This window comes from Microcoleus vaginatus PCC 9802 (genome assembly GCA_022701275.1).
GTDB classification, from domain to species: Bacteria; Cyanobacteriota; Cyanobacteriia; order Cyanobacteriales; family Microcoleaceae; genus Microcoleus; species Microcoleus vaginatus_A.
Genome location: CP031740.1, coordinates 4,536,962 through 4,552,404 on the forward strand (window position 1 = coordinate 4,536,962; position 15,443 = coordinate 4,552,404).

Below are 15,443 nucleotides of genomic sequence, written 5' to 3' on the forward strand. Positions count from 1 at the left end.
TCTACAATGCGGGATGCTGTTTCAATTTATCACAATTCTAGTTTCTGGCCGGGAGTCGGACGATCGCCCGCCAAATTAAACCGGCGGCAATTAATGCCAATCCTGTCAGCCAAATTTCCCTCTCCACCCAGAAAGCCAGAAACAGACAATTCCCCAAACCCACCCAAGCCAACCACTGCGGATAAAGCCTTTCGGCGGGGGAAAGTTGCAGCGCGGCGAGGTTGGTGATAGCGTAATATATCAAAACACTAAAAGCACTGAACGACCAAGTGGTTTTGACATCGCCGACGAGGATTAAAAGTGCGATCGTAACTTCCACCACCACCACAGCCACGTAGGGAGTTGTCCCCGAAGGATTCAGCCGCGCCAAGACTCTCGGCATATCCAAGCGCCGCCCCATCGCCAGCCAGATGCGCGAGAGCCCTAAAATTAAGTTCAGCAAGACTCCCAACATAGCGGTAATTGCGCCGACGGCTAGCAGTTGAGAAACTCCTCGAATTGGGAAACTGCGGGCGATGACTTCCAGGGGTGCAGTCGTACCGCCTGTTTGTAAAGACAATTTATCGCCTCCCGGGGCGCCCGCGATAACTATTGCTACCCCCACGTAAAGCATCATTGTCAGCACCAAAGTAAAAATTATGGCTTTAGGAATCGTTTCCCTGGGTTCCCGCACTTCCTCGCTCATTGTGGTGATGCGGGCGTAACCGCTATAAGCGACAAACATCAGGGCGGTGGCTTGGAGGATGGAGCCGATCGAGCTATCATTCTGTAGGGCGGGCATTTCCCACCTTACCTCTGGCAAACCGACAGCAACAAACACCGCTAAGGATAGAAGTGTAACTGAGACTATGGCAGTATTGGCAATATTCGATCGCCTAATTCCCGTCAATACAATTAAAGTGAGAACGGCGAGGGCGACTAAAGCTGTTAGGATCAGGTAAGTGCGATCGGCTACACCAAAGGCATTTAAAAAATACCCCGCAAAACCTAAAGCAGCAGTAGCCGCAGAAGCCGTTTTCGCCAACAGAAACATCCAGCCCGCAGTGAACCCCAGCCAAGGATTGAGATATTTGTAGCCATATTCATAAGTACCGCCGCTAACAGGATGATTTGCCGCTAATTGAGCGCTGTTAAGACCATTGCAAACAGCCACTAAAGCCGCAATACCTACAGCCAAAATCACTCCCGGCCCTGCAACTTCCGCCGCAATCCCGATACTCACAAATACTCCGGTACCGAGGATTGAGCCCAAGCCCATGAGAGTTGCGCCGAAAACACCTAACTCTCGCTTAAGAAGCGGTGAAGACATAAATATAGCGGTTTTCTGTTCAGTGCCATACTGATATTAGGTTATATCTAGTAATATTTGCAAGAATTCCGGCAGGGGTCTAAACCCCCGCCTCAAAAATCAAGTCCCCAGCTAGGAGGACTGAAATACTTATTGAGAATGTTGCCCAATCTGAGTTAACATTAATATCAATTCCGCTTGCATTGGAATGATTAAACCGCAGAGTACGCAGAGAACGCAGAGTTCGAGAACAGAGAGAGAGAGATGAATAATTCCGATGCTAACGGATTTGATATAACTCAAATACTATTACTATTTCCTAGTGTTCTTAAGAGGACTTTAACTGTGAGACAGGGACTTAATCCTGTCGGAATATAGCGGCTGAGAGAAAGGAAAGAACCCTGGTATTAACCGAAACGGCCTTGAATGTAATCTCTCGTACTCGAATTGCCCGCAGAAGTAAAAATCTTACTTGTCGGCCCAAATTCAACCAGGCGGCCGATGCGACTTTCATCAGTATTAAAAAATGCCGTGTAATCAGAAACGCGAGCAGCCTGCTGCATATTGTGCGTCACAATCACAACAGTTAACTGCTGCCGCAGAGTCTGAAATAACTCCTCAATCTTCATCGTTGAAATCGGATCTAGAGCAGAACAAGGTTCATCCATCAGCAAAATTTTGGGCTTCACAGCCAAAGCGCGAGCAATACAAAGTCGCTGCTGCTGTCCCCCCGAAATCCCCTGAGCCGATTTCTTCAAATCGTCTTTGACTTCATTCCAAAGCGCCGCACTTTTGAGTGCAGATTCCACAATTTCATCTAATTCTGCTTTGCTTTTGCGACCAAAAATTCTCACCCCGTAAGCAATATTATCGTAGATGCTCAGCGGAAAAGGATTTGGTCTTTGAAACACCATCCCGATTTGGCGGCGCAAACTATTAATGTTTACTTTCTGGCTGTAAATATCCTGTCCAAAAAACTCTACTTTTCCTTTAATTTGAACCTTTCCCTCCAATTCACCAATCCGGTTGAGAGCTTTGAGAAAGGTAGATTTGCCGCAACCTGAAGGACCAATAATCGCCGTAATTTGCGGGTGAGGGATATTCATCGATAAATTTTCTAAGACTTTGTGAGTTCCGTAATAAAAACTCAAGTCCTGAACCCGCAGTGCTGGCATTGCATTGAGGTCAATTTCCGGGGTGGCATTCTCTGGGAATTTATCTGTATAGTTTTCGGCTTTCAAGTTAGCTTTAGGTTTCATTATTTCCCTGGTTATATTGTTAATATTTGACTGAAAAATGGACTTGAGTTATTGATTTATCGATTTTGCAAGCGTTTCCGAGTTACTGTACGGGATGCGACGCTAGCAATCAAAACCATGCCCAAAAGCACAGAGGCAGCAGTCCACGCCAATTCGTTCTGCTCTTTGTAGGGAGAGCTGGCGTAGCTATATATTAATACTGACATAGAAGGAGTCGGAGTCAGCAGTGTCTCGGGAATTTCTTTGAGTTTTGAGATGGTTTCTGCACCTATGGGGGACTGCATTATCTCGCCCAATTTATCAACTAAAGGAGGCCAAAACTGACTCGACAAAGCCGTTACAATCAATGGGGCGGTTTCGCCTGCGGCCCGGGAAGCAGCGAGTAAAATACCTGTGGTAATAGTTGGGAGTGCTGAGGGAATAATAATCCGAAAAATAGTTTGAAAACGTCCGCCTCCTAAACCCGCAGAAGCGAGACGGTAAGAAGTAGGCACTAATTTTAATGCTTGTTCTGTTGTCAGAGCAACAACTGGAAGCATGATGATGCCGAGGGCAAAACCGCCTGCTAATGATGAAAATGCTTTGGTGGTAACGACAATTAGGGCGTAGGAAAAGACGCCAACGACGATCGAGGGAACGCTGCTGAGAATGACGGTGATAAAGCGAATACTATTGGCCATCGCTTTGTTTTCTCTACCAAACTCAGACAAAAATATTCCCGTCATTACGCCGATAGGCACGCTGATCAATGTCGCAATTCCCACCATTAAAGCAGTGCCGAGAATGGCATTGGCAAAGCCGTTGGGCTGGTCTTCAACTCCGACGGGTGCGGGCAGAGATACTAGCACTTCCCAGCTCAAATGTGTAAGTCCTTCACCCAATATTTTGTACAGAATAGCGAACAAAGGTAGCACGGCAAGAGCTGTGAGAAAGCAGGCAATAAGTGTCATTCCCCGGCTGAACAAAGTTCTGCTCAGTGACAGGGGGTTGTAGATTTCTGCATCCAGAATAGTGTTTGATTTTTGTGCTTGAGTCATTTTTAATTTTTAGCTCCCTTAACGCCCATTAGCTTAACCAGCAATACTGCCACTGCATTCACCAACAGAGTGATGACAAATAGAATCAAGGCTAAATACATCAAAGCGCCAATGTGCAGCGGTTCGAGAGCTTCCCGAAATTGACTTGCCAAAACCGCAGGAATTGAGTAGCTGGGAGCTAGCAGGGATTGGTTTATTTGAATCGAGTTGCCAATCACCATTGTGACGGCCATTGTTTCGCCTAAAGCGCGTCCCAATGCCAAGATTGTAGCGCCGATAATCCCTGAACTAGCTGCTGGTAATAACAGCTTAAATATTGTTTCCCAGCGGGTAGCCCCGAGGGACATCGAAGCACTTCGCAAATCTACTGGAACAGATAGCAATACATCGCGACTGATGGCGGCTACTGTGGGCAGAATCATAATTGATAACAGTATTCCAGCCGGCAGCATTCCCGGACCTAAAGGTTCGCTGCTGAACAAAGGAAACCAACTGAAATTATCAAACAATGACTGCTGCAATGGCAACAAAAAGGGAATCAAAACAAAGATTCCCCAAAGGCCAACTATCACGCTGGGAATAGCCGAGATTAATTCAACCATGAATCCCAAGGGCGATCGCACCCAAGGGGGTAAGAAGTTCTCGCTAGTAACTATAGCTACTGACAGCCCTAAAGGAAGTGCGATGATTATGGCGATCGCAGAACTAATCACAGTGCCGTAAATAAAAGGCAAGGCCCCAAACTGCAACTCGCCGATATCCCACTTGGGATTCCACAAGAAGGAGAGCCCAAAATTGCTAATAGCTGGCCAAGCATCTTTAAAAATTATCGCGCTTATCCAGAACAGCGTGCCCGCTGTCGCTAAGGCAAAAGCCCATACAAACATTGTAAATCCTGACTCGATCCATAAACCTTCACCAGAAGTATCTGTCAAGTCTAAGGCTGTGTTTATTTCGGGCGATTTCCGAGTCACTTTTTTACGTTTTTTGGAAGGATTTGTCATGCCGGAATTATTGCGTAAAAAGCGAAATATTTGTTTGAGAACTAATTCTAATTAGCTGGCAGGGTGCGCTGCACGTTACACCAGTAAATGTAGCGCACGTTAGCCTGAGAAGTTATGAGTTTTGAGTCATACAGCAGATTCCACGTTTATCAAGTACAACCGAGAGCGATCGCTCCCCGTAGGGACACGGCGAAAGCCTTTGTCCCTACACTTCATAAAGCTGGAATACGCTATATATTTAACTCTTAACTCCTAACTTCCTGCGATCGCCCTAATTAACCTCTGGCAACCACACTCTGATTCACTGTTTGAACCACTTTTTGAGCTGTCGCTGAAGGAATTTGAGTAAACTCTAGCTGTTTGTTGATACCTTGACCTGTAGTCATCACCCAATTAACCATCTTTTTAATAGCCTCTGCTTTCGCAGCAGGATACTGTTTGTAGATTAACAGCCAAGTCAAACCAACAATCGGATAACCGTCGTTAGGATTGCCTTCTACTAAGCGGAAGTCTGCGGGGAATGTTTCCCCTGCTAAAGCTTTCTCTGCTTCAGCCAAACTAGGATCTACAAACCTACCAGCTTTATTTTGAATAAACGCTGTTTGGAGATTGTTTTGCCGAGCATAAGTATCTTGAACGTAGCCGATCGCACCCGCTGTATTTTTCACCAAAGCAGCTACGCCGGGGTTTCCTTGACCGCTGACAGGGCTTCCGGGCCAACTCGGCTGAGCGGCAGCTTTGATGCTGCTACCAGTTGCCTGCAAGTGGTTAGCAAAAATAAACGTTGTACCGCTGCTGTCTGCGCGTACAGCTACTCGAATTGCAGTATTTGGCAAGCCTTTAGCTTGTCCAGAAATTCCCGCTATTTTAGGATCGTTCCAGCGGGTAATTTTGCCTTCAAAGATGCCGTTCATGGCATCCTTATTTAGCCTCAGATTGGTCACTCCGGGCAAGTTGTAGACAACTGCAACAGCGCCGCCAGCAGTCGGAACCGCCATGACGCCGCGCTTTACTTCGGCTATTTGCGCCGCAGTCATCAGCGCGTCGCTGCCTGCGAAATCAACAGTCCCTGCAATTAATGCTTTGATACCAGCACCGCTGCCAGTTCCTTCGTAGTTTACAGTAATTTGATTGGCACTTCTCATCTGAGAAAAGTAGCGATCGTAAAGAGGTTTAGGGAAAGTTGCTCCCGAACCGTTTAGTGTGACAGCAGCTACAGCAGAAGTAATCAACGAGAGCGAAAATGCTGCTACCGCTAGCGTAACTATAAAAGCACGCCGCCAACGTGCTGTGAAGAAAGTCATAATTTTCGTCCTCAATATTGATAGCAGGCTTTGGGAATCCCCTACATAGGATAGACTGAAATCCCTAAGTAAAAACCTAGAAAACAATAAACTTGTTTTAAATTATGGTTAACATTAGATTAAGTTTTTCCTAACTAATAAAAGACGCAAAAACAATAAGCTTGTTTTAAATTATGGTTAACATTAGATTAAGTTTGTGAGGGTTAGGTGCAGCGAGTTCTATTGGAGTTATTGCGCGTATGATTGATGCTCGAAATAGGCGATCGCCGTAAAAAATTATTTTTCCGATCGCACTCGGCTAATTTCATACTTCGGCGGGCGATTTACAGCGCAGGTAGGGCGGATTTATAAAAAAGCTAGGAAAGTGCGATCGCCACTTCATAAATTTTACCGTTTTTCTTAATTTTAAATGTTTTGCATGACTGCAAAAAATTAATCACCTTGCTGCCCAAATTCAGCGATTGCAGTTTTTTAGTAATTGGTTGATTGTATAACTTATTAAATTCGCTGGCAACCTGGCTAATCGGAATATAGCTCCCGGGAGATTGAGCAGTTAATCCTCTGATAATTTTGACTAGAGATGCTTCCAGGGCAGCAGAGGAATGAGTTTTTGAAGGGGAGGTTTTTTTTGCGAGCGCCACTTGATGTTTCTGGTCGATTAATTTTACTTGAAAAACCTCAGATTCCGACTGCAAATATTTGATTAAACTGGATTTTTCACCCAAAAACTTTTTCACAACTAAATCAGCATGAGATTGATACTTAGCCAAAAAATCTTTTTTAATTTTTACCAGAGGAATAGCATCCTCTTTCAAGTCAAGTTTGGCAGTTTCAATTATTTCTACAAGTATTTTTTTTAAAACATCCAGCGACTCAATAGCATTTGAATTGAGAGCAGGTATTATTTCTGGCAAATTTTGCTCCGCAACATTTTGATTAACAGCAACGGTCGCCAAAGATGCTTCAGACACCGGGGTAACTTCGTTTTGTACTGACTGCGACAGTGCTGCTGCAGGGGAAGTTGTAGAATTGAAAGCAACAGTTCGGCGCTCTTGAAAAAGCTCAGCCACAGTAGAAAAACGAGCGATTCGCTCATCAATAGATTTGTGTTCAGCTTTCAACAACTCTGCAACTTGATTAGCCAATTCCTCAAAACTAGGGATTTCCAGTTCCCTCTCACAAGAATAATGATGAGTATCACCAGTCAGAGGATTTTCTACAGACAACACAGCATTTTGCCGTCGCACCCGAAACACAGTCACTCCCTGATTTTGCAACTGATTGCAAAGATGATTTAACAAACCATCCGAAGAACAGACAAACACTTGTCGCACATCCCGATATCGGTATAAAATAGCAGCGCCAAAAGCAATCATCTTACCATCAGCACTATTAGCACCGCCCGGAACGTGAATCAGTTCGTAACCGCGATCGTAAAGTTCAGCATCCAACTTGCCGATACTCGGGTTTTTCCAGCTAGCAAAAGCAATTTTAACTTGCAGGGGATAGTCGCACAAACCGGCTAAAAATTGTTCTGTATTAACCTTAAGTTTCAGATTTTCGGCATCCAACAGCAAAATCGCAATCCCGCCGGACTCTGTGGTGGTTGCAGGGGCGATTTCCTTCGGGATAGCTTCGCTTAACCGTGTTTCGGTGCATTTGCGACTGAAAGACTGCGGACTCAACCGCTCAAAAAATTGTTTGCGGCAAGCTTTGCAAAGATACCGCTGGTGCCCGTTGGGACGGCCGTTTTTACGAACTTGGTCAGATTCGCATCTTGGACATTTCATGTAACCCATTATGCAGCCTACTCCCGAACCGAACAAGGCATTACCTATCTTCTTCTTTCTCTTCCTTCGCGCCCTTGGCGTCTTCGCGGTTCGTTAAATACGTATCTTTTGAGCGGTTCAGGAGTAACTTGTGGCAGTCGATCGGCTCATAATAACAAAAGAACGTTAACAATTCTTAAAAAAAATGGCTAGAGACTTGCGGGGATTCCTAAAACTACTCGAAGAACGGGGACAACTGCGCCGGATTAGCGCTTTAGTCGATTCCGACCTCGAAATTGCCGAAATTTCCAACCAAATGCTGCAAAAAGGCGGCCCCGGATTGCTGTTTGAAAACGTCAAAGGCGCAGATTTCCCCGTTGCGATTAACCTGTTGGGTACGGAACAGCGCGTTTGCTGGGCGATGAACATGGAAAAGCCGATCGAACTAGAAGAGCTCGGCAAAAAACTGGGAATGCTGCAACAGCCAAAACCGCCGAAAAAGATTTCCCAAGCCATAGAATTCGGCAAAGTGCTGTTTGACGTAGTGAAAGCCAAACCGGGCCGAGACTTTTTCCCAGCTTGTCAGCAAGTGGTATTTGAGGGAGAAGGGGTGGATTTGAACAAAATCCCGATGATTCGCCCTTATACGGGAGATGCGGGCAAAATTATCACCCTGGGTTTGGTAATTACCAAAGATTGCGAAACGGGTACGCCGAATGTGGGGGTTTATCGGTTGCAGTTGCAGTCAAAAAACACGATGACTGTACACTGGTTATCGGTGCGGGGCGGCGCGCGGCACTTGCGGAAAGCGGCGCAGGCTGGTAAAAAGTTGGAAGTTGCGATCGCCCTGGGAGTCGATCCCCTGATTATTCTCGCTGCAGCAACCCCAATTCCTGTAGATTTATCGGAATGGTTATTTGCGGGACTTTACGGCGGTTCCGGCGTGCAATTGGCGAAGTGCAAAACCGTAGATTTGGAAGTACCGGCGGACTCGGAAATTGTGTTAGAAGGAACGATTACGCCGGGGGAAGTTCTGCCCGACGGGCCCTTCGGGGATCACATGGGTTATTACGGCGGCGTGGAAGATTCGCCGTTGGTGCGGTTCCACTGCATGACGCACCGGAAAGACCCGATTTATCTGACCACATTTAGCGGGCGGCCGCCGAAAGAAGAAGCAATGATGGCGATCGCGCTTAACCGTATTTATACCCCTATTTTGCGGCAGCAAGTATCGGAAATTGTCGATTTCTTCTTACCGATGGAAGCCCTGAGTTATAAAGCGGCAATTATCTCGATTGATAAAGCATATCCCGGTCAAGCGCGCAGGGCTGCTTTAGCATTTTGGAGTGCATTACCGCAGTTTACTTACACTAAGTTTGTGATTGTTGTGGATAAAAGTATCAACATTCGCGACCCGCGTCAAGTAGTTTGGGCAATTAGTTCTAAAGTCGATCCTGTTCGGGATGTATTTATTCTCCCGAATACGCCTTTTGATACGTTAGATTTTGCCAGTGAAAAGATTGGTTTGGGAGGCAGAATGGGGATTGATGCTACTACGAAGATGCCGCCGGAAACCGATCACGAATGGGGTGAAGTTTTGGAATCCGACCCGGATGTGGCGGCGATGGTAGAAAGGCGTTGGGCCGAGTATGGTTTGGCAGATTTGAATTTGGGAGAAGTCGATCCGAATTTGTTTGGATATGAGATGAGGTAGGAAAGGAACCGTAAAGGCGCAGAGGATGAAGGGAGAGAATTTCTCCCTTTTTTTTCTGGAGTTTGATAAACTGGATTTACGCATTTTAAGGTAATTCTCTCATTCTGAGCGAAGCGAAGAATCTGGGTCGATGCTTCGTTGATAGGACTAAAGCCAAAAATTAAAGAGGAGGAGGCATGAGTAAATTAATATGCACGTGATCACCCGCAAACGGCTGAATGAGTTTACTAAACTTCATCCAGATACAACAAATGCCTTGGTTCAGTGGTACAAACTGGTCAAACAAAATGAATTTGCGACCTTCGTTGAACTCCGTGAACTATTTCCATCTGCCGATCAAGTCGGGAAATTGACAGTCTTCAATATAGGAGGGAATAAAGTTCGACTCATTGCTGCTATTCATTACAATCGGAAGAAAGTCTACATTCGGGCGGTATTAACTCACTCAGAATACGATGAAGAGAGGTGGAAAGAATGATGCAAAGTCTTAATCTGGATCAAACAATTGCTGCTTGGTCATCCATTGCTAAAACGGTTTTTGTCCCTCACACCGAACAGGAATACGAGCGTTTAGTCGAACTATTAGATAGCCTTATAGATCAAGTGGGCGAGGATGAAAGTCATCCCCTGGCTTCGATGATGGACGTTATTGGTGTTTTAATCGAAAACTATGAAGCTGAACATATTCCTGAATTAGAAGAGGTTGGGTAACTCACTATTCCGCTTTGACCCACAAAGCCATGAAGTTTACATTTTCGCAGGCGACGAATTGCAAATCATTGTCTTCCTGTATGAAAACTGGAGTTTTGTAGATGAAGCGATGCGCCAAAAATTTGAGTGAGAAATTGGAAACAATCGCTCTAGCAGCAACAGCTACTCCGTCTCCCGAAGTTGCTGAAGCATTGCTTGCGTTGTTGGATGCTGGGAAAGTTGCGAGTCTTGACCCGGTGATATCGCCTGCTGGAGACAAGCAATGAAATTGCTCCAAATAGTTTGAGTGTTGGGATGCTCCTCTCCCAATCGGTTAGACAAGATTTCTAATGCTCGTAGATACAAAGGTTCCGCCTCCGGGTAGCGCCCCATTGCATAGTACAGCCCTGCCAGATTGTTCAAACTCCCTGCCGTATCGGGATGGTCGGCTCCGAGGTACTGTTCACAGATAGCGAGCGAGCGCACATACAAAGGTTCCGCCTCTGGGTAGCGCCCCATTGACTCGTACAGCGCTGCCAGATTGTTCAAAGTCGTTGCCGTATGGGGATGGTCGGCTCCGAGGTACTGTTCACAGATAGCGAGCGAGCGCACTAACAAGGGTTCCGCCTCTGGGTAGCGCCCCATTGCCTGGTACAGCATTGCCAGATTGTTCAAACTCATTGCCGTATTGGGATGGTCGGCTCCGAGGTACTGTTCTCTGATAGCGAGCGATCGCACTAACAAAGGTTCCGCCTCTGGGTAGCGCCCCATTGACTGGTACAACAATGCCAGATAGTTCAAACTCGATGCCGTATGCGGATGGTCGGCTCCGAGGTACTGTTCTTCGATCGCTCGCGAGCGCACTAACAAGGGTTCCGCCTCTGGGTAGCGCCCCATTGACTCGTACAGCGCTCCCAGATAGTTCAAACTCATTGCCGTATGCGGATGGTCGGCTCCGAGGTACTGTTCTTCGATCGCTCGCGAGCGCACTAACAAGGGTTCCGCCTCTGGGTAGCGCCCCATTGCCTTGTACAGCATTGCCAGATTCTTCAAACTCATTGCCGTATGGGGATGGTCGGCTCCGAGGTACTGTTCACAGATAGCGAGCGAGCGCACTAACAAGGGTTCCGCTTCTGGGTAGCGCCCCATTGACTCGTACAGCGCTGCCAGATTGTTCAAACCCAATGCCGTATAGGGATGGTCGGCTCCGTAGCGTTCCTCCGTCATCTGCAGGCAAGCTTTCAACCATTTCTCCGCCTCTGCCCACAAACTCTGGCTCTGGGCAACCCACGCTAAGACCGTGAAAAACCACATAGCATCAGTGCTATCTTCCAGCAAATGCGACCATTGCTCCGCCACCACCGCCAAATGGGGCAGCACCTGTTTCAACCGTTCCTGCACCTCCAGCGTCACCGTCTGCGGAATCGTCTTCGTCACCGATGTCAACACCACAGCAAAGCTTCTCCGCAAATTCTCCGCATCCGCCCGTTCCTGCAACTTGGTCGCAAAAAACTCTCGAATCAACGCATGAAGTTGATAGCGTACCTGCACCTGCCGAAACTCAGCCGCATCGGAGGTTTCATCCTCCACCAGCGACAGCAAACTCTGTTCCAGCAGTTCGTAATCCCGACAATCCTCCAAATCCTCCTCATCCCAATCCGGCAAACACTCGGTTACCAACTTCCAAGGAATCGGAGCCAGAGCAAACACGCTCAGCAGACACCCCAGCGTGCGCGCCGGAGGCTTCAACTCCGCCCAACTCAACTCAAAAGCTGCCGCCACTCCGCGCCTAGCCGTCATCCCAGCTTCCGCCTCCTGCAATGCCCGCGCTTCCAATCGCTGACTCTGCAACCGTTGCAGCACTGTTGCCAAGGGCAGCCTCTCCTTGCGTCGCAGATAGCGCCCCACCAGTTCGATGCCCAAAGGCAAATAATCCAACCACTGACAAAGCGCTTCAGCATCTTCAAGCTGGGCATCAATATTTAAACCCAGTCGGTTTCCCGGCAAATCCCCTGCCGTCAGCCGCAGCAAGTTTAGCGCCGCCTCTGGTTTCAACACTTTTAACGGCAAACACCCCACAGGCGACGGCACAATTTGTCGCGCTGTCAGCAACACTTTAAAGCGGGGATTTCTAGGCAGCAACGGCTGCACCGCCCGGTAATCATTGACATCATCCAATACCAGCAGAGCATTCCCAGAGGTTTGTTTTGCCCACTCTTCGTAGCAAAACTGCAACCGTTCCTCCAGATTGTCGAGAGTATCCGGCGGCTGAATTCCCATTCGCAGCGCTTTTTGCAACACCTGTGGCGCTAAATCGTTGTCCCGGACAAACAGCCACCAAATCCCCGCTGGATAGGTGTTGCAGTCGCGGTGAAATGTTGCATACTGCCATGCCAATTCTGTCTTGCCGATGCCGCCCATTCCCGACGCAGCGGCAATGGCAACGCGGCTTCCATCCTGCAACAATCCGTGCAACTGCTGCATTTCCTCATCCCGTCCGACAAAGTTTTTGGAACCGAGTTCGGAGGGAATATCGTATAGTTGGTAAAAACTTGTGAAACCTGGATTGGGTGTTTTTCGCTCCAGGTCTAGGACTTTTTTGCTAATACCTTAGACCATTTCCAAAACGTTGGGAAATGCTGCTGTAAAAAATTCTCTGTATCGAATTCTCCCTCTATGGAAATTCCTAAAAACGGCGGAATGCTTGAGATTACGCCTTTAAGTTTCGCGGCTGCTGTCGGCCCCGGTTCGTTCAGCTTGTCCCGGATCTGCCACACAATCTGAAGCACTTCATCGGGATACTGTCGCTGCACTTCAATTTGCCCAATTTCTTCGACAACCTGGGCAACAATAACCTCAGCTTCCTGTTCGGGAATTTCCACTGTTTTCGTTTGCTGAGCGAGAATCTGCCAATACTCCTTCTCGTACTCCCGGATTTTCGGCTTAATTTTTTCTTGCAACCGCTGCTCAGCTTGGATTTGTGGTAGTCCTGTTGTCAGGATAGCTTCTTGCTCTAAAGCGTGTTGCTGGTCTCGCAGAGATTTCAGGTTTTTTTCAAGTTGAGACAGACGATCGATCGGCATTGATTTAACTCCGGCAGACTGAACAACTCCTGACTTTAGTCTACAACCGGAAAATTCCAATATACGCATTAATGCGATCGAACTGATATCTTGCATTTTTTGCCAGATTCCGGCAGGGGTTGAAACCCCTGCCTCAAAGCGAAAGTCCACGCTTTTTGGACTGAAGAAAGGAGTGATTAAAAATTTCAAAAAAAGGATTGAAGCGGAGCTTGATCGCCTTTTCAGTCGTCTTTAGACGACTTGAGCTTTGAGGCGGGGGTTTCAACCCCCGACGGACTGTTGCAAGAAGTGCAAAAACTAAATCACAAATCAGTTTACCGTTCCAAAACCTCAACCAAGTCTTCCACCATCACATCGAAGACTTCAGCAAGTTTCTGCAAAGCCATGTAGTCCACGGTTGCCATTTTGGGAGCTTGGGCGTATGTTTTAACCGTGCTGTAGGGAATTCCCGTTCTGTCAGAGACTTCTTTCAGCGTCCAACCCTTTTCCTCAGCTAGTTCTCGAACTCGCAACCGTATTAACCCCATCTTCCCGCTGACAAATCAGTTTATTGTTCCAAAATCTCAACTAAATCTTCGATCGCAATATCGAACGCACGAGCCATCTTGTCGAAAGCTGTGTAGTCAACGGTAGCCATGCCTGGAGAATTGGCATAGGTAACGATCGTGGTATAGGGAATACCTGTTCTTTTGGAGACTTCTGTTAGATTCCAACCCTTTTCTTGAGCAAATTCTCGAACTCGCAGCCTAATTCGTCCCCTATTCCCAGCAAAAAATCAGCCTACTCTTCCAAAATCTCCACTAAATCTTCGATCGCAATATCGAACACGCGAGCCATTTTGTTTAAAGCTGTGTAATCTACCGTTGCCAGCTTGGGAGAATGGGCATAGCTTCTAACCGTACTGTAAGGAATGCCCGATCGCTCAGAAACTTCTTTAAGCGTCCAACCCTTTTCCTCAGCTAGTTCTCGAACCCGCAACCGAATTAGACCCATCTTGCACTTGACAGTCGATACGAACGTATCATAAAATTAATATTATCAAATTAGCGATCGCCCTCCGACCTGATAAATCAAGAGCGATCGCCTTTCATTCACCACCCACAAAAGTGGGAAGGATTTTCCTATGATACCAAAACAACCGACATATCGCGATCGACTTCAACCTTGGCATCTAATTCGCCACCTCCCCAACTGTCAGCGGTTAACAGTCGCCCGTTTCGCCCGCCGCCGTGATGCCGAATCTTACCTAAATGCACTGCGCCGCTTAATGCCCGCAGTCCCGCATACAATTGTGTTCGTAAATGCGGTGTCTGTGTTGGATGAAAACAGCGTTCCAATTCCGATGCAATTGCCGATCGAAGTTTAATTGTTGAAAAGTGCGATCGCCCTTCCACAAATAGGAATTATTCTATTTGACAGGAAGTGCGATCGCCCCTAATTTTCCCAAAACAACATTGCTAAACTATAAATAGAGTTGAGTCAAGGAGTCACATCAATGCCATCTCCCTTTCCTGGTATGGACCCGTATTTAGAGCATCCCGACTTTTGGCCAGCCCTACATCACTTGTTAATTAGTGAAATTTTTAGATTTTTGTCTCCCCAACTTCGTCCTAAGTATTTAGTCTCATTGGAAGTAAGAATCTATGAAACCGCTGACGACAATTTATCAATTGGCATTCCTGATGTAAACGTAATTCAGCCAAGAACCACAACCGAATTAATAACATCAAACGTAGCCGTTGCAGCGCCACCAACACAACCCTTGACAGTAAATATTCCCATGCCCTACCAGGTTCGGGAAGGCTATTTAGAAATTAGAGAAAGAGGAAACCAAGAATTAATCACCCTGATTGAAATCCTCTCGCCTAGCAATAAGCGCACAGGAAAAGGACGACAAATGTACGAAGAAAAGCGAGAAGAAATTTTAGGTAGCCGCACTCATTTAATTGAAATAGATTTATTGCGGCGCGGTCAAAAAATGCCAGTTATTGGCAATGACATTGAAAGCCACTATAGCGTTTTGGTGTGTCGGGGAAATCGCCGTCCCCGAGCAGATTTGTACGCTTTTAACGTGCAGAACCCGCTGCCTGCCTTTCCTTTACCACTGCGATCGGGCGATACCGAACCTATAATCAATTTGCAGGAATTATTCACTCAAATTTACGAGATAGCAAGTTACGACCTGAAGATAGATTATCGCAACTGGGAAGTCATACCACCGCTGTCAGAAGCCGATACAATTTGGGCAGATGCTTGGTTGCGCGATCGAGGATTGCGAGATTGATTTGGGGTGCA

The 15,443-nt window shown here is 46.9% G+C and carries 16 protein-coding genes; 5 read left to right on the forward strand and 11 right to left on the reverse strand.

From position 1 onward, the window contains the following. Positions 1 to 37 precede the first annotated feature (37 nt). The 6 genes from D0A34_18440 to D0A34_18465 all read right to left on the reverse strand — a co-directional run bounded on the left by D0A34_18440 (position 38) and on the right by D0A34_18465 (position 7,682). Positions 38 to 1,309 carry an amino acid permease gene (locus D0A34_18440; GenBank protein UNU20596.1) on the reverse strand — a complete coding sequence of 424 codons (1,272 nt, stop codon included), beginning with the start codon at positions 1,307 to 1,309 and terminating at the stop codon, positions 38 to 40. 386 nt (positions 1,310 to 1,695) lie between these two features. Then, positions 1,696 to 2,547, reverse strand: coding sequence for a phosphate ABC transporter ATP-binding protein (pstB, locus tag D0A34_18445; GenBank protein ID UNU20597.1), 852 nt, complete (start codon positions 2,545 to 2,547; stop codon positions 1,696 to 1,698). A 56-nt stretch (positions 2,548 to 2,603) separates the two neighbouring features. Then, positions 2,604 to 3,584, reverse strand: a complete 981-nt coding sequence (gene pstA / locus D0A34_18450) for a phosphate ABC transporter permease PstA (protein UNU20598.1) — start codon at positions 3,582 to 3,584, stop codon at positions 2,604 to 2,606. A 2-nt stretch (positions 3,585 to 3,586) separates the two neighbouring features. Continuing rightward, the gene (gene pstC / locus D0A34_18455; GenBank protein ID UNU20599.1) at positions 3,587 to 4,588 is read right to left on the reverse strand and encodes a phosphate ABC transporter permease subunit PstC; all 1,002 of its coding nucleotides are present in this window, start codon (positions 4,586 to 4,588) and stop codon (positions 3,587 to 3,589) included. A gap of 275 nt (positions 4,589 to 4,863) precedes the next feature. After that, positions 4,864 to 5,892, reverse strand: coding sequence for a phosphate ABC transporter substrate-binding protein PstS (pstS, locus tag D0A34_18460; GenBank protein UNU20600.1), 1,029 nt, complete (start codon positions 5,890 to 5,892; stop codon positions 4,864 to 4,866). A 356-nt stretch (positions 5,893 to 6,248) separates the two neighbouring features. Then, a complete protein-coding gene (locus tag D0A34_18465) occupies positions 6,249 to 7,682 on the reverse strand; it encodes an NYN domain-containing protein (GenBank protein ID UNU22363.1) in 1,434 nt (477 codons plus the stop codon). A 184-nt stretch (positions 7,683 to 7,866) separates the two neighbouring features. Here D0A34_18465 and D0A34_18470 point away from each other — a divergent pair, with 184 nt between their 5' ends. From D0A34_18470 to D0A34_18480, 3 genes are all read left to right on the forward strand, one after another. Beyond that, positions 7,867 to 9,375 (forward strand): UbiD family decarboxylase, encoded by a 1,509-nt coding sequence (locus tag D0A34_18470; protein UNU20601.1) that lies wholly within the window; start codon positions 7,867 to 7,869, stop codon positions 9,373 to 9,375. 190 nt (positions 9,376 to 9,565) lie between these two features. Next, positions 9,566 to 9,853: a type II toxin-antitoxin system HigB family toxin gene (locus D0A34_18475; GenBank protein UNU20602.1), complete on the forward strand. Its 288-nt coding sequence runs from the start codon at positions 9,566 to 9,568 to the stop codon at positions 9,851 to 9,853. Beyond that, positions 9,853 to 10,086, forward strand: a complete 234-nt coding sequence (locus tag D0A34_18480; GenBank protein ID UNU22364.1) for a hypothetical protein — start codon at positions 9,853 to 9,855, stop codon at positions 10,084 to 10,086. Before D0A34_18475 ends, D0A34_18480 begins: the two co-directional genes overlap by 1 nt. Before the next feature lie 162 nt (positions 10,087 to 10,248). Here the strand turns inward: D0A34_18480 and D0A34_18485 are convergent, their stop codons facing one another. From D0A34_18485 to D0A34_18505, 5 genes are all read right to left on the reverse strand, one after another. Further along, the gene (locus D0A34_18485) at positions 10,249 to 12,549 is read right to left on the reverse strand and encodes a tetratricopeptide repeat protein (protein ID UNU20603.1); all 2,301 of its coding nucleotides are present in this window, start codon (positions 12,547 to 12,549) and stop codon (positions 10,249 to 10,251) included. A gap of 104 nt (positions 12,550 to 12,653) precedes the next feature. Then, on the reverse strand, positions 12,654 to 13,148 hold the full coding sequence (locus D0A34_18490; GenBank protein UNU22365.1) for a hypothetical protein: 495 nt from the start codon (positions 13,146 to 13,148) through the stop codon (positions 12,654 to 12,656). Positions 13,149 to 13,462: 314 nt separating this feature from the next. Beyond that, on the reverse strand, positions 13,463 to 13,675 hold the full coding sequence (locus D0A34_18495; GenBank protein UNU20604.1) for an XRE family transcriptional regulator: 213 nt from the start codon (positions 13,673 to 13,675) through the stop codon (positions 13,463 to 13,465). 20 nt (positions 13,676 to 13,695) lie between these two features. Further along, positions 13,696 to 13,899 carry an XRE family transcriptional regulator gene (locus tag D0A34_18500; protein ID UNU20605.1) on the reverse strand — a complete coding sequence of 68 codons (204 nt, stop codon included), beginning with the start codon at positions 13,897 to 13,899 and terminating at the stop codon, positions 13,696 to 13,698. 29 nt (positions 13,900 to 13,928) lie between these two features. Next, positions 13,929 to 14,141 carry an XRE family transcriptional regulator gene (locus tag D0A34_18505; protein ID UNU20606.1) on the reverse strand — a complete coding sequence of 71 codons (213 nt, stop codon included), beginning with the start codon at positions 14,139 to 14,141 and terminating at the stop codon, positions 13,929 to 13,931. Positions 14,142 to 14,271: 130 nt separating this feature from the next. Between D0A34_18505 and D0A34_18510 the strand changes: the two genes are divergently transcribed. Together D0A34_18510 and D0A34_18515 are read left to right on the forward strand one after the other, a co-directional pair. Beyond that, on the forward strand, positions 14,272 to 14,514 hold the full coding sequence (locus D0A34_18510; GenBank protein ID UNU20607.1) for a hypothetical protein: 243 nt from the start codon (positions 14,272 to 14,274) through the stop codon (positions 14,512 to 14,514). A gap of 129 nt (positions 14,515 to 14,643) precedes the next feature. Then, the gene (locus D0A34_18515; protein ID UNU20608.1) at positions 14,644 to 15,432 is read left to right on the forward strand and encodes a DUF4058 family protein; all 789 of its coding nucleotides are present in this window, start codon (positions 14,644 to 14,646) and stop codon (positions 15,430 to 15,432) included. The last annotated feature ends 11 nt before the right edge of the window (positions 15,433 to 15,443 follow it).

Bases quoted from the DNA above. Each gene is read 5' to 3' on its own strand.
- D0A34_18475 (UNU20602.1), top strand. From the start codon at position 9,566: ATGCACGTGATCACCCGCAAACGGCTGAATGAGTTTACTAAACTTCAT.
- D0A34_18495 (UNU20604.1), bottom strand. From the start codon at position 13,675: ATGGGGTTAATACGGTTGCGAGTTCGAGAACTAGCTGAGGAAAAGGGT.
- D0A34_18465 (UNU22363.1), bottom strand. From the start codon at position 7,682: ATGAAATGTCCAAGATGCGAATCTGACCAAGTTCGTAAAAACGGCCGT.
- pstB (UNU20597.1), bottom strand. From the start codon at position 2,547: ATGAAACCTAAAGCTAACTTGAAAGCCGAAAACTATACAGATAAATTC.
- pstC (UNU20599.1), bottom strand. From the start codon at position 4,588: ATGACAAATCCTTCCAAAAAACGTAAAAAAGTGACTCGGAAATCGCCC.
- D0A34_18470 (UNU20601.1), top strand. From the start codon at position 7,867: ATGGCTAGAGACTTGCGGGGATTCCTAAAACTACTCGAAGAACGGGGA.
- D0A34_18485 (UNU20603.1), bottom strand. From the start codon at position 12,549: ATGCAGCAGTTGCACGGATTGTTGCAGGATGGAAGCCGCGTTGCCATT.
- pstA (UNU20598.1), bottom strand. From the start codon at position 3,584: ATGACTCAAGCACAAAAATCAAACACTATTCTGGATGCAGAAATCTAC.
- D0A34_18515 (UNU20608.1), top strand. From the start codon at position 14,644: ATGCCATCTCCCTTTCCTGGTATGGACCCGTATTTAGAGCATCCCGAC.
- D0A34_18505 (UNU20606.1), bottom strand. From the start codon at position 14,141: ATGGGTCTAATTCGGTTGCGGGTTCGAGAACTAGCTGAGGAAAAGGGT.
- D0A34_18480 (UNU22364.1), top strand. From the start codon at position 9,853: ATGCAAAGTCTTAATCTGGATCAAACAATTGCTGCTTGGTCATCCATT.
- D0A34_18490 (UNU22365.1), bottom strand. From the start codon at position 13,148: ATGCCGATCGATCGTCTGTCTCAACTTGAAAAAAACCTGAAATCTCTG.
- D0A34_18440 (UNU20596.1), bottom strand. From the start codon at position 1,309: ATGTCTTCACCGCTTCTTAAGCGAGAGTTAGGTGTTTTCGGCGCAACT.
- D0A34_18510 (UNU20607.1), top strand. From the start codon at position 14,272: ATGATACCAAAACAACCGACATATCGCGATCGACTTCAACCTTGGCAT.
- pstS (UNU20600.1), bottom strand. From the start codon at position 5,892: ATGACTTTCTTCACAGCACGTTGGCGGCGTGCTTTTATAGTTACGCTA.